Source organism: Enterocloster clostridioformis (assembly GCF_020297485.1).
Classification (GTDB): Bacteria; Bacillota; Clostridia; order Lachnospirales; family Lachnospiraceae; genus Enterocloster; species Enterocloster clostridioformis.
This window is the reverse complement of sequence record NZ_JAIWZC010000001.1, coordinates 404,055-416,457: the sequence shown is the minus strand read 5'-3', so window position 1 is coordinate 416,457 and position 12,403 is coordinate 404,055. Positions and strand designations below refer to the sequence as shown.

Genomic DNA, 12,403 nt, shown 5'->3' with positions numbered 1-12,403 from the left:
TCCTATTTTACTTCTGGACAAAAAGTCCAAAAGCTATCTATCCTCTTTTAAACAGTAGATTGTACAGAGGTCAGCGTATAACACGCCTTCCCCGCATTTTATTGTGTCAAATAAAAGGCATTGGAACAATACGTCACGCACATCTTCCAGACTGGCGATGCCCTGTTCCTTCTCCGAAAAGCCTGCTCCGGGAATATCCATATCCGCCGATGCCGCCCGCCTTGCCGAGATACAGTGCGTGTAAAGTCCGAGGATATATTTATCTGACATAGGGAAAGCGAAGGTTTCCTGCCCGTCATATGTTACCCTGTATTTTTCCTGTTCCCCTTCCGGCAGTTCAAAGATACACCGCACCGTTTCCAGATAAGTATGCCCGTCAAAATCCGGCTTTATTTTCTTCCCATACCTGCGTATTGCGGAAAATATGCTGTTCCGGTCAAGAAAAGAACGGGTACGCTGAAAAGCCGGCTTCCTGCCCTTAATGTCCATGTAAACATTATTCCCTGTCCCCTTCCCGGCAAACCTGCCATAATCGCCTGTCCGCAGCAGATAGGACAATACCTCCAGCAGCTTTTCCCTTGACGCAATCTCCTGATAAGGGGAATCTCCAAACTCTATTCTTATAAACCTCAATGGGCAGCTCCCCTTTGCGATTTCCCGTTCCATTGCCCGGTCAATATCCCTCATGGACTCCATTTATCCATCTCCTTCCGCTTTGCGCTCAAACATCCCCTTTTCCTCCCAGCCGCCGCCATACATATCATGCTGAACCAACTGCTGGTAATAATGGTTTATGGTGTTCGGGGCATTGTAGAGGGCAGTCACCATGTACGCCCTGATGTTGGTTATCCTTGTTGTGGTTTCCTTCATGCATCCGATGACATATTCCAAATGGGAGCTGTCCAGCTTTAAAAACTTAGACTTTACAAGCTCATACGGGTAATCTTCCCCGTTGACCTTTACCGTCTTACGCTTCACGCACACAATCTCGCACATTACCTCATACAGTTCCTCATACAGACCTTTTTCACTCCAATCGCCATATTTCATATGATGCTCATACTCAATATTTTTCTTAATGATTTCCATGTAGGCGCTGGCTTCATCCATCACATCAATCATAGCATTATCCGGCTTGCCCGTTTTTTGTTTTTCTGTTCCACTATCTGATTGATTGATAGGATTGGTATAACTCAGATCGGTATAATTAGTATTGTTATAATTAGGGTTCGATTCCCGAACTTCCGCAAGTTCGGTTTCCGAACTTCTGCGGAACTGTCAGCATTATCCGGCTTTTCCGGCTCTCCGCCCGGTTCTTTCCCGGTATCCAGTGTCGCAAAATTCTTCACATAGATAATGTCCGGCTTGCCTAGCCCCTGTCTTTTCTTCTCAATCAGACCGATGCCTTTTTTGCTGTCAAGCTCCGCTATCACCTTTGCGCATTTCTCCCTTGCGCATCCCAAATCCTCCATTATGTTATCAAGGGTGTAATGGATATACACCCGGTTTTCTTCGTCAAGCCAGCCATTCTTGATTGACAATGCCAGCCTGTCAAGCATCAGACCATAAAGGAGCTTTGCATCGCTGGACAACTCTTTAAACCTTGCGTCTTTTATCAGCAGCCTCGGCACTCTGTAAAAAGAGAACTGTTCCGCTTCGATGCCATAATAATAGTCGAATTTTATTGCGCCATCCACGCCGATGCACCTCCCCTCTATTGTCTTTTCATTCCATTTCTGGCACTCCATTCATCCAGAAGCTGAATGATGATGCCCTCTATTTCCTCACTGCTGCAGTCCTCCGCAAAATATTCGCTGATTTTATCCGCTTTCAGTGTTACTTTCCGTTCCTTCGGCTTTTCTTCTGTCAGTATCAGGCGCACCATTGCAAGGGTAAGCTCCCCTGTCTTACCATATTCCTTGATTTTTGCTGACTGCGCCATGCTGACGTTACAGCCTTTTTCCTCTATGACTGCCTGTACCCACTGCTGCGCTTCCTCTGCCAGAAAGGAAATGTCAACGCCCTGTGAGAAACCGAGTTTTTTACCGTCCACCATAGCAAGGAGTTCATCAGACAGGCGGGAGAGCCAGATATAACGCTGAACCTTTTTTGCGTTCTCCCCGGCAGCTTCCCCGACCTCATCCAGTGTATTTCTGCCTGACTTTTTCCCCTGATGCTTCATGGCTTCATATTTCATCTTGTAGGCTCTCGCCTTTTCACTCGGTAAAATATCTTCCCTCTGGATATTAGAATCCACCATGATAATCGTAGCTTCATCATCGGTGTAGTTGCGGACAACCACAGGCATCTCTGTCTTTCCGGCAAGCTCCGAGCCACGCCTGCGGCGGTGTCCGGCTATGATTTCATAGCCGCCGCCCGCCCTCGGTCTTGCAATCCCCGGCACAAGCACCCCGTACTGGCGGATACTCTCGGTTGTTTCCTCCATCTTCTCATCGTCCTCTACCCGGAACGGGTGGTCTTTGAACGCATAAAGCTCTGCCAGCGGCGCATTGATAATCTGCTCTGCCCCGTTTTCCTGCGTGGCATTTCCGCCAAACAAGTCATCAAAACTCTCCATCCTGATTTTTACTGCGCTTCCCGCTTTTGTGTTACTGCCCATCTGCAAGCACCTCCTTTGTCAAGGAATCATAGGCTGACGCCACTTTCCCCTCTGGATCATGCTTGTAGATGCTGACGCCCTCCGCTGAAATCTCCGCCGCCCGGACGGAAATAGGAATGACATTGGCAAATATCCTTACCCGGCTTCCATAGGCTTCCTTCAGCATGGAGCTGATGTCCTTTGCGTAGTTCGTCCGGCTGTCCACCATTGTAAGCAGAATCCCCTCAATCTCTAATTTCGGGTTAATCTGCCGCTTTACCTTGCCCACCGTCTTAATAAGCTGCTGCAAGCCCTTGACGGGCAGGTATGCCGCCTGTACGGGTATCAAAATGCTGTCAGCGCAGGCAAAGGCGTTTATGGTAATCATGCCGAGGGAAGGCATACAGTCAATCAAAATGTAATCGTAATTCTCCCTGACAATCTCTATGTATGACCGCAGCACCGTTTCCCGGCTCATCACATTCACAAGGGAAACCTCCAGCCCGGAAAGCTCAATGTTCCCCGGCATTAAGTCTATCCCTTCCTCATGGTGGAGAATGCCTTCCCCCGGCTCTACTTCCTCGTCATTGATTAAATCCCCCATAATGGTTGCAAGCGTGACTTCCAGGCTGTCCGGCTCCGTAAAGCCTAAGCTGGCTGTCAAACTGCCCTGTGCGTCCGCATCAATCAGAAGCACTTTCTTTCCCTGTTTTGCAAGTCCTATGCCTAAGTTGCTTGTGGTGGTAGTCTTTCCCACTCCGCCTTTCTGGTTTGCGATTGCGATTATTTTACACATGATAATTCTCCCTTTCTTCTACTGGTTTTCTTTTACGTTGCTTTTCCTGACTTCCACATAAGTCCGGTAATATTTCTTTGTCCCTTTGTTTGGGAACATATCGGAAAACTCCGTCACTTCGATTTTCGGGTTCCTCTGTAAAATCTTCCCGAACCACTTAATATCGTTCTTCGTTCCCATAAGCCTGACCTTTAACATCAATCCCGTCCTCCAAGCATGGCGTACAGATTATGGTTATATGTTGCGTATTCCGGGTAACGAATCTGTACCGCCTGCCAAAAATAGGGCGCATAGGCACAGCAGAACAGTTCTTCCACTGTGTACCGTCTGCACTCGTCCACCTGTTCCTCCGCATCATCATAGTCAAGGACACTCGGCGTACCGTTACAGTAAAGGTTAAACGCCATCCTGACCACTCTCACGCTTCCGCTGGTCTGCCAGCCTTCATGCAGGCACTCCGTTTTCACGCAGCCTGTCTTAAAATCATAGATACTGTAAATGTTCCTTCTTGTGTCATCGCTGATGCCAAGACAATATACAAGTGCTTTGTGGTATACGTCCTGACACCTGACCTCTTTCAATTTGTCATAGTAGAATTTTTCATGTGCATTGCTGATAAAAATAATCGCTTTCTCTGCTCCTAACGCTGTACTACTCATGTTCATTTCCTCCATTTCTTATTTTGTTTTGACCATAACAAAAGGACACTTCCCTAAAATTTTCTTTTAGAAAAATGTCCTTATCGTACAAAATATTGAATTGGATTTATGAGTACAACTATTCATTAACGCTCATTATTCTTTGTTATGCGTTGTAAAATTGTTGTAAATTTGTTGTAGTTTACAAGTTCAAGTACCGCAAACCCTTGATTTTACTGGTTTTCTTTGCCAAGCGTTTTCATTGTCGGGAATACCCAAGAAGAAGAGGTATTGTTCCCTATTATGAAGTATTACCACGTATTTGCTAACTCTCTGCAACGTATTATCATGTATTATTCAGTACCATGCAAGCAAAATTCGTAGTAACTAAGTAGTAAATCAATGATTTTGTAGTTGTAATTCACACATTCAATTTTAAGGACTCTTCCCTAAAATATATCAAGATTGTGTGATAAATTTTCAATTGCTTCTTTTTTCTTTGCGTCTGTGACCTCCGCATAAATATCCATCGTTGTTTCGATGTTAGCGTGTCCCATGACAGCCTGAATGACTTTTATGTTTGTTTCCTTTTCGCAGAACCTCGTACAAAAGGTATGCCGTAAATGGTGGCAGGAAAAATGTGGGATAATAACAGGCTGCCGTCTCTCCTTTTTGGCATTGACTACTTCCTCAGCATTATAGTTCTCCAAGATCCTCTTAATCGTCCGATTAACAGTCTGTGGATTATGAATATTACCGAAGCGGTTACAAAAAATGAAGCCTGTCATACCATCAATCACGGTACTGTTGAAACCATTTTCTTTCTGCACCTCATATTCCTCTTTGAATGCATTGTAAACCGCATCCATCATCGGAACAGTCCGGATACCCGCTTCTGTCTTTGGAAGTGACACCGCAAATTCTGACTTGCGTGTTTTACTGCCCTCTCTGGCATAATAGGTCACGCTATGATTGATATTGATAAGACGGTTTTCAAAGTCCAAATCTTCCCACCTTAAACCAATCACTTCTCCAATTCTGCATCCGGTTCCCAATAAAACTGTGAATAATGGATGCCAATGATAAAAGATTGGATTGTTTGCGGTATAATTCATAAAAGCCCTCTGCTGCTCTACCGTCAAAGCGTGTCTAATGCCTTTGTTCTTCCCTGCTTTTCTTTTGATTTCTGCCATGACACCATCAGAAGGATTTGTGCGGATTATTCCGTCACGCACTGCCAACTGAAATGTAGGGTGAAGCACCGTATGAATCGTATCGACTGTATTTGCCTGCAAGTCTTTCTCATTCAACAGATAGTAATAAAAATACATTACATCGGAATACTTTATCTCTCCGATTTTTCTCTGTCCAAATCCGTCCCTTACAAAATGGTCATACATATAATTGTAATTGGAACGTGTTGTCTTGCGTAAGTCATACTTCGTTGACATATACCTGTCAAATACAAAATTCAAAGTCGCACTACCAGCTACATAAACATCTAATCCATCAAGCTGATTTTTTATCAAATCTGCTTCTTTTTGTCTTAGTGTCTGCAAATCTTTGGCATATACAAATCTGCGTTTCTTGAACGGATCAGTGTAAGTATATACATATGTATTATCCGTTCTCTGGGATTCCCCCTTCCGTAATGCTCTGCCTTTGTTGTCTTTTCTTGCTTTTGCCATCTCTACTCCTTTCTTCAAGGAAAGAGATTTTGCACCTCTGCATCCGGTGTCCTAAGTAATAAATCAACACCTGTATGCAATAATTGAGTTATGGTCATTCCGTGACTGTCCGCATATTCCTTTAGCTTTTGCAGCTCGCTATCTGTTACCCTTACACTTAATGTATTCAGCTTTGGGGCATCAGATTTTGGTCTACCCATTTTAGCCATCTGTATGCACCTCCAATCACTTCTATATACCATTATACTTTTCGTATACGAAAAGTCAAGTGTTTTCTACTGCAAAATCTCTTGAATAAAAATCATCACACATACATTCTAAAAGTTTCCAAATATTCCTCAAAAATATCGCAGTTTACAAGCACCAGCTTGTCTACCTTATAGATTGCCTTTGCATCCTTTGCCATCTGCTCAAACTTGCTCTGGCACATACTATACATTTCTGCTCCCTCTTTGTAGCGAACAAACCTCTTTCCATTTTTCATTCGCTCCACAACTATCACCTCTTTCCTAATAAAATAGGCAGCAATTTATCTGCCCATGACAAACAGGAACCCATGCTCCTATCTCTCATCAGCAGATAATAAAAAATCCATACAGGTGGCAGTTCATTACTCTGCCCACATCGGTATCGCACCGTCATCCAAATTGACCGGATTTCTCCGGAAGTATCATTATCAAAAATATGTATCTTTGCCCCGTGCAACTGCTACACATTTTGCCAGACATTCCTCGCTACTTACCTTAACTTCAATACCAAGTTTCAGTATTCCTTCGTATGAACCTTCTCTATAAAAGAAAGCAGGTATCTCTTGGCGTGTCCGCATAGTGGCTCCACATATTCCACACGTCCTGTACGCATTTGTATATGAAATTGTCAAGGTACATTCACAGGCTTCTGCCTGCATTTGGGATAAAATCAACTCTGGACTTATCAGTCCAAAAAGCACATAAGCACACTTCCGTCTGCTATAAACGGTGTTGTAAAAATTATGTGCTTTAGCGGAATGACAAGATTAGAGTTCCAGCTTATTCGGTCCATACTTGCAGATAACCTGAAATAAAACTTTCTTATGTATCCCCTCTGCCAGTTCATACATTTCCTGTAAAACTTTCAGTTCAAGAGGAGTCAGCGTATTCATATACGGCTTATAATTCTCTCCAACAAAAATTCCACCATCGCCTCCCTGTTTCGTATAGATTGGAAAACCAAGAGATAAAGCCTGAATATCATTTTGTATTGTGCGAACCGTAACATGAAATTCGTCTGCCAGTTCTTTCGCCGTAATGCGACGTCTGACAAGCAGAATATTTATTATTTCAGCTCTGCGATCTGCCGTATTCATGCTTTACCTCCTTTCTGTAAATTCTCCAATCTCATTGTAAAAAACGAACCGGAAAAAACCTTTCATATTAAAGCAGGCTTTTTTCCGCAACCACTTTTGATACAATCAACTAAACTTATCCCAAAATAAATACTCTTTTCTCTCCTGCTTTCTCTTATTGACTTTGCAGCTTCTGGTTGCTAAAATCTTTTATGGATAAAATCACAAATTCATAAAAAGACACACAAACTGCTATGGAACTTCACAGGCATCTGATGCCTGCTGTGAACCGTGGCAGTTTTTTTATTACCTATGCCGTTCTCCGAAGCCGGACAGCCGGACGCTGTCCATAAATGGGCGGTATCGCCCGTATGAGTTTTGGACAGGCTGCCTATGCAGCCTAAAACTCGCAAATTCCCTGCGGGCAATTTGCCAAAGATAGCAAGCACTGCCTGTGTTCCCTCACAGGCACCATTTCCCCAAATTTCTTCCAAGTAGAAACTTGAGAAAATTGGCTTGCATGGGGCATATCCCCCTGACCCCCTTTGCACTCAAAAACTCAGTAATAACTCCACGGGAATTTCTGAATTTTTACGTTCAAAAAGCACACTGCCGGATACGGCATATTACAAAATCTTCTTCATAAATAAGGAAGGGAAAGGACAAAGCAATGGCAAAAAGAGAAAGACAAAATGAATTGAAAATATATCTTAGCGATGATGAACAGTACATCCTAGAACAGAAGTGGAAAGCCTCCAATATGAAAAGCAAATCCGTCTTTATCCGACATCTGATTTTGTACGGATATGTCTATGATGTAAACTATGAACACCTACGGGAATACAACACAATCCTCTCTCGCATCGGGAACAATTTAAACCAGATTGCCAAGCGTATGAACGCCACGGGCAACGTCTATGAAGCCGATGTAAAAGAGGTAAAGGAGCTGATGAAACAGGTATGGCAATCACAAAAATCCATGCTATCCAAGCAACCGTCAATAAAGCAGTAGATTACATCTGCAACCCTGCAAAGACAGATGAAAGCATTCTCATTTCTTCCTTTGGATGCAGTCCGGAAACTGCTGCTTTTGATTTCAAGTTTGCCCTGTCAAAAACCAATCAGGCAGACCCAAACAAAGCCTTTCATCTAATACAGGCATTTATGCCCGGAGAAGTATCTTATAAGGAAGCTCATCAAATCGGTATAGAGCTTGCCGACAAACTACTGGAAGGAAAATACTCTTACATTGTGGCTACCCACATTGACAAAGGACACGTTCATAACCACATCATTTTCTGTGCTGCAGATAACATCAATCATGAGAAATACCATGACTGTAAAAAGACCTACTATCACATCCGGCATCTGAATGATGAGCTGTGTTCCGAGCATCAGTTATCCGTCCTGCCACCCACTGACCAGCGTGGAAAAACATACAAGGAATGGCTCTCCAACAAAAACAATTCCTCATGGAAAACCAAGCTCAAAAATGACATTGACGAAGCTATCCAAACTGCTGAAACTTATGAGAACTTTCTTGACCTTATCCATGCCAAAGGATATGAGATAAAAGGCGAAACCTTTGATGAAAAATCTTTAAAATATATTTCCTTCCGACCACTTGACCGTGAGCATTTTATCCGTGGCAGAGCCAACTCTTTAGGTGTGGAATACACCAAAGAACGAATTAAGGAACGGATCGAAGCAAAGGCATTGGTACAGCCTAAAAAGCGTATTCCATTTCCTACAAAAAAGAAGCAGCTTGTCAAAGATTTTTCTTCCCAAAAGCTCATTGACACCTCAGAAGAAAAGTTTGAACAAAGTCCCGGTCTTAAAGCTTGGGCGGACATCCAAAACCTAAAGATTGCTGCCAGCAGTTACAGTGAAACAGGCTCCATTGCCGAGCTGGAAAAACAGCTTGCAGCTAAATCGGTTCTTGCCAAAACTGCACGAAACAGTCTTGTTGAAACCGAGCATCAATTAAAGGATTTAGGGCAGATATTAAAATATGTTGAGCAATATCAGACGAATCATATCTATCATGTCCGTTATCGAAAATCTAAAAATCCTGATGCTTACCTGCGAAGTCACGAAACAGAACTTCTGCTCCATGACGGTGCAGAAAATATGCTAAAACGTCTTGGAATCAACCCTAAAACGCTTGATATTGAAAAGCTCCGTAACGAATACAATTCTTTGTATTCCAAGAAAGAAACCTTACAGAAAACCTATAAATCTGCGGAGAAAGAAATCCATGCTCTCAACAGAAAATTAGATAATCTGAATCAATATCTTAACCGTAGTTCGTCAGTTCAGCAGACTAATGACAGGAAACCGGAAAAGGACCAAACTACTCTCTGATTTTGCCCATCAAAAAAGGTGTATCGCATTGAAGTTTTTCACTTCGTTACGATACACCTTAACGTGTGTAGTAAGCTCTTGCTGCTTTTTATACTGATATTCTTTTTTCCTCGTATTTTCCACCTTCGTTTTATCATGTACTGTACTCCATATTCACTCTGTATTCTAACGCAATTCACTCCTGCCGATGTGTAATGTAAACTACTATCGAGGTGAATTACAATGCAGGATATAAAACAAAATCTTGCCAATGCAGTACGTGAATACCGAACAGAACTCGGTCTTTCACAGGAAAAGCTGGCAGAAATTCTTAATCTTGATCAACGTACCATACTGAACATAGAGGCTGGACGTGGTAACCCAAAATTTGAGAAGCTGTATCCATTGATTACATATTTGAAGATACCAGCTGACAAGATTTTCTACCCGGATTGCAACGACCAGAAGCCAAATCTACAGAAGCTCCTTACCTTATTAAATGATTGCACGGAACAGGAAGCTAATGATTTATTACCTATGGTTCGCTATTTGCTTGAATTACTGCGAAAACAAGATAATCCTACTTATTGATAAACCCAATAGTAGCTGTGCGAAACTATTGGGTTTCTTATTTCCAATTTTTTGTACTTATTATCTCCTTTCAATAATCTTACTTATGTAATATTTTAATTATTACATAAGTAAGATTTAAAATCAACCTATTTATTTGAATTGACAGTATGAATACTAACATTTATAATAATTTTATTACATTCGTAAGATTTAAGGAGGGATATTAGATGGGCGATTTACCACAGATTTCCGAAGCAGAATTTGAAGTCATGAAAATCGTATGGAAACATGCTCCAATCAGTACCAACGAAATCACAGACAGACTACTACAGACCACAAATTGGAGTCCTAAAACGATACAGACACTCATTAAGCGTCTTGTTACCAAAGGTGTACTCACTTATGAAAAACAGAGTCGTGTTTTCGTTTACACCCCAGTAGTAAAAGAAAGTGAATATATTAGTCAGGAAAGTAATTCCTTCCTGAATCGCTATTATGATGGGGATATCACTGCTATGTTGTCTGCCTACATTGAAAATGACAAATTATCCGAAACAGAGATAGAAACGCTTCGCTCTCTTCTTTCCAAGAGAGGGAAAAAAGGAGGCGATTAACATGGCTAATTTCATGATACGCTTTTTATTATGCAATGTATTTATCAGCGGTATCGTTGGAATTCTTTTGATAGCCAAATGGGTATTTAGAAACAACTTGTCCAGCCGGATGCAGTATAATCTGTGGTTGCTGTTACTCGGACTTTTAGCAGTGCCTTTTATCCCCTTCCGTCTAGTTAGTTTTCCACAAATTTTCTCATGGCTCAGTAGCGTAAGAAACTCTTCCGCTTCTCATGCCGATGTTGGTGCAAATAATGTTATGGATACCGGTTTATCTGGTACCACAAATTGGATGAATGACTTTGCCCTTTCTGTAAATAAAGACACGCCATCAGTTACCGGATACATTTTATTAGGTATATGGATTGTGGGAATGCTTGCGATGATGATATTGGTAATCAAATCTTCTCTTCGTTTACGCACAATAAAGAAATCTGCGCTCCCCCTTCAGAACTCAGAGGTTCGCAGACTGTATAACAAATGCTTGAATGAGATGAAAATAACAAGGAATATTCCTGTGTACAGTACCGCTTTTTTGAAATCACCTATTATCGTAGGATTTTTGAAGCCATGTATTTATCTTCCAATTCATTTAATCTCAGATTATCACGAATCTGATATGAGATATATGCTATTACATGAACTGCAACACTACAGACATAAGGATGCCATTGCCAATTATCTTATGAACTTTGCCGGAGTGCTTTATTGGTTTAACCCCTTTGTCTGGTTTGCGCTAAGAGAAATGCGTAATGACAGAGAAGTTGCCTGTGACACTTCTGTTCTAAAAATGCTTGAAGAGGACGATTATGAGGATTACGGAAATACGCTGATCAACTTTATAGAAAAGGTCTCCTTTTCTCCTTTTCCATTTGCCGCCAACCTTAGCGGAAACATGAAACAAATAAAGCGTCGCATTATCAACATCGCTTCTTATGAGAAACCAACGTTTTACAAGAAGTTAAAAGGCATGACTGCTTTTATACTGACCACAGTTCTAATAATGGGACTTACACCTTTTATTTCTACATATGCAGCGGACGAAAGTCACTACCAATGGAAATCTTCCTCAGAAAATATTTCATATGTAGATTTTTCTAAATACTTTGGAAAATACGAAGGAAGCTTTGTTTTATACGATCTGGGAAATGATGCCTGGAGCATACATGATATAGAACATGCTACGCTACGAGTTGCGCCGGATTCCACTTACAAGATATATGATGCTTTATTTGGATTGGAAGAAGGTGTCATTACACCAGAAGATTCCTTTATTGCATGGAATGGAGAAAGCTATCCGTTTGAAGCATGGAACGCTGATCAGACCTTACAGTCTGCGATGACATCCTCTGTTAACTGGTATTTCCAATCAATAGACGAACAACTTGCATCCACTAACATTTACAACTATATTCAGCAAATCGGATATGGAAATGAAAATGTGAGTGGCGATCTCTCCACTTATTGGCTGGAATCCTCCTTAAAGATTTCCCCAGTGGAGCAAGTTGAACTTTTGATGAAACTGCAAAACAATAGCTTAGGTTTTTCTTCTGAAAATATCAATGCTGTAAAAGACTCCATCTGCCTTTCCTCTTCCAATACTGGAAAATTCTACGGAAAAACAGGAACCGGACGTGTAGGTGGACAAGATGTGAATGGCTGGTTTATCGGCTATATCGAAATCGTAAATAATACATACTTTTTTGCTACTAATATTGGAGCCGATAACAACGCTACCGGAAGTAATGCTGCTGAAATAACCATGTCTATATTATCTGACATGAATATCTGGACACAATAAAGTATCTCCTGTACAGCTAACTTTCTA

Annotated in this window: 14 protein-coding genes and 1 pseudogene; 5 read left to right on the top strand and 10 right to left on the bottom strand. The window is 41.7% G+C overall.

Translation table 11 applies throughout. The features are described 5' to 3' along the window. Nucleotides 1-33 precede the first annotated feature (33 nt). The 10 genes and pseudogenes from LA360_RS01840 to LA360_RS01795 form a co-directional block, all read right to left on the bottom strand. The gene (locus LA360_RS01840; RefSeq protein WP_057572535.1) at nt 34-696 is read right to left on the bottom strand and encodes a hypothetical protein; all 663 of its coding nucleotides are present in this window, start codon (nt 694-696) and stop codon (nt 34-36) included. Further along, nucleotides 697-1,697: pseudogene (locus LA360_RS32090) on the bottom strand (DUF6017 domain-containing protein). Between the two features lie 17 nt (nt 1,698-1,714). Further along, nucleotides 1,715-2,620, bottom strand: a complete 906-nt coding sequence (locus tag LA360_RS01830) for a ParB/RepB/Spo0J family partition protein (protein ID WP_057572536.1) — start codon at nt 2,618-2,620, stop codon at nt 1,715-1,717. Further along, nucleotides 2,610-3,395, bottom strand: coding sequence for a ParA family protein (locus LA360_RS01825; RefSeq protein ID WP_089775452.1), 786 nt, complete (start codon nt 3,393-3,395; stop codon nt 2,610-2,612). The genes LA360_RS01830 and LA360_RS01825 overlap by 11 nt, the downstream gene beginning before the upstream one ends. An 18-nt stretch (nt 3,396-3,413) precedes the next feature. After that, nucleotides 3,414-3,593 carry a hypothetical protein gene (locus LA360_RS01820; RefSeq protein WP_004066881.1) on the bottom strand — a complete coding sequence of 60 codons (180 nt, stop codon included), beginning with the start codon at nt 3,591-3,593 and terminating at the stop codon, nt 3,414-3,416. Next, nucleotides 3,593-4,054: a DUF6075 family protein gene (locus LA360_RS01815; RefSeq protein WP_057572538.1), complete on the bottom strand. Its 462-nt coding sequence runs from the start codon at nt 4,052-4,054 to the stop codon at nt 3,593-3,595. Before LA360_RS01815 ends, LA360_RS01820 begins: the two co-directional genes overlap by 1 nt. Nucleotides 4,055-4,482: 428 nt before the next feature. Then, a complete protein-coding gene (locus LA360_RS01810; protein ID WP_112483068.1) occupies nt 4,483-5,721 on the bottom strand; it encodes a tyrosine-type recombinase/integrase in 1,239 nt (412 codons plus the stop codon). 14 nt (nt 5,722-5,735) lie between these two features. Further along, the gene (locus tag LA360_RS01805; RefSeq protein ID WP_066548902.1) at nt 5,736-5,930 is read right to left on the bottom strand and encodes a CopG family transcriptional regulator; all 195 of its coding nucleotides are present in this window, start codon (nt 5,928-5,930) and stop codon (nt 5,736-5,738) included. A 95-nt stretch (nt 5,931-6,025) separates the two neighbouring features. Next, entirely contained in the window at nt 6,026-6,205 is a 180-nt protein-coding gene (locus tag LA360_RS01800) for a DUF6462 family protein (protein WP_112483070.1), read from the bottom strand. A gap of 531 nt (nt 6,206-6,736) precedes the next feature. Then, on the bottom strand, nt 6,737-7,066 hold the full coding sequence (locus LA360_RS01795; RefSeq protein WP_112483072.1) for a helix-turn-helix transcriptional regulator: 330 nt from the start codon (nt 7,064-7,066) through the stop codon (nt 6,737-6,739). A gap of 649 nt (nt 7,067-7,715) precedes the next feature. Here LA360_RS01795 and LA360_RS01790 point away from each other — a divergent pair. From LA360_RS01790 to LA360_RS01770, 5 genes are all read left to right on the top strand, one after another. Then, the gene (locus LA360_RS01790; RefSeq protein ID WP_112483074.1) at nt 7,716-8,057 is read left to right on the top strand and encodes a MobC family plasmid mobilization relaxosome protein; all 342 of its coding nucleotides are present in this window, start codon (nt 7,716-7,718) and stop codon (nt 8,055-8,057) included. After that, nucleotides 8,006-9,409, top strand: coding sequence for a relaxase/mobilization nuclease domain-containing protein (locus LA360_RS01785; protein ID WP_112483076.1), 1,404 nt, complete (start codon nt 8,006-8,008; stop codon nt 9,407-9,409). Before LA360_RS01790 ends, LA360_RS01785 begins: the two co-directional genes overlap by 52 nt. A gap of 222 nt (nt 9,410-9,631) precedes the next feature. Continuing rightward, complete coding sequence (locus tag LA360_RS01780; protein ID WP_112483078.1) at nt 9,632-9,979, top strand: helix-turn-helix transcriptional regulator; 348 nt, start codon at nt 9,632-9,634, stop codon at nt 9,977-9,979. 209 nt (nt 9,980-10,188) lie between these two features. Beyond that, on the top strand, nt 10,189-10,575 hold the full coding sequence (locus LA360_RS01775) for a BlaI/MecI/CopY family transcriptional regulator (protein ID WP_112483080.1): 387 nt from the start codon (nt 10,189-10,191) through the stop codon (nt 10,573-10,575). A gap of 1 nt (nt 10,576) precedes the next feature. Continuing rightward, nucleotides 10,577-12,376, top strand: coding sequence for a BlaR1 family beta-lactam sensor/signal transducer (locus LA360_RS01770; protein WP_225537266.1), 1,800 nt, complete (start codon nt 10,577-10,579; stop codon nt 12,374-12,376). The last annotated feature ends 27 nt before the right edge of the window (nt 12,377-12,403 follow it).

Coding starts and splice junctions, on each gene's coding strand:
- LA360_RS01840 (WP_057572535.1), bottom strand. CDS start 696: ATGGAGTCCATGAGGGATATTGACCGGGCAATGGAACGGGAAATCGCA.
- LA360_RS01830 (WP_057572536.1), bottom strand. CDS start 2,620: ATGGGCAGTAACACAAAAGCGGGAAGCGCAGTAAAAATCAGGATGGAG.
- LA360_RS01825 (WP_089775452.1), bottom strand. CDS start 3,395: ATGTGTAAAATAATCGCAATCGCAAACCAGAAAGGCGGAGTGGGAAAG.
- LA360_RS01820 (WP_004066881.1), bottom strand. CDS start 3,593: ATGTTAAAGGTCAGGCTTATGGGAACGAAGAACGATATTAAGTGGTTC.
- LA360_RS01815 (WP_057572538.1), bottom strand. CDS start 4,054: ATGAGTAGTACAGCGTTAGGAGCAGAGAAAGCGATTATTTTTATCAGC.
- LA360_RS01810 (WP_112483068.1), bottom strand. CDS start 5,721: ATGGCAAAAGCAAGAAAAGACAACAAAGGCAGAGCATTACGGAAGGGG.
- LA360_RS01805 (WP_066548902.1), bottom strand. CDS start 5,930: ATGGCTAAAATGGGTAGACCAAAATCTGATGCCCCAAAGCTGAATACA.
- LA360_RS01800 (WP_112483070.1), bottom strand. CDS start 6,205: ATGAAAAATGGAAAGAGGTTTGTTCGCTACAAAGAGGGAGCAGAAATG.
- LA360_RS01795 (WP_112483072.1), bottom strand. CDS start 7,066: ATGAATACGGCAGATCGCAGAGCTGAAATAATAAATATTCTGCTTGTC.
- LA360_RS01790 (WP_112483074.1), top strand. CDS start 7,716: ATGGCAAAAAGAGAAAGACAAAATGAATTGAAAATATATCTTAGCGAT.
- LA360_RS01785 (WP_112483076.1), top strand. CDS start 8,006: ATGGCAATCACAAAAATCCATGCTATCCAAGCAACCGTCAATAAAGCA.
- LA360_RS01780 (WP_112483078.1), top strand. CDS start 9,632: ATGCAGGATATAAAACAAAATCTTGCCAATGCAGTACGTGAATACCGA.
- LA360_RS01775 (WP_112483080.1), top strand. CDS start 10,189: ATGGGCGATTTACCACAGATTTCCGAAGCAGAATTTGAAGTCATGAAA.
- LA360_RS01770 (WP_225537266.1), top strand. CDS start 10,577: ATGGCTAATTTCATGATACGCTTTTTATTATGCAATGTATTTATCAGC.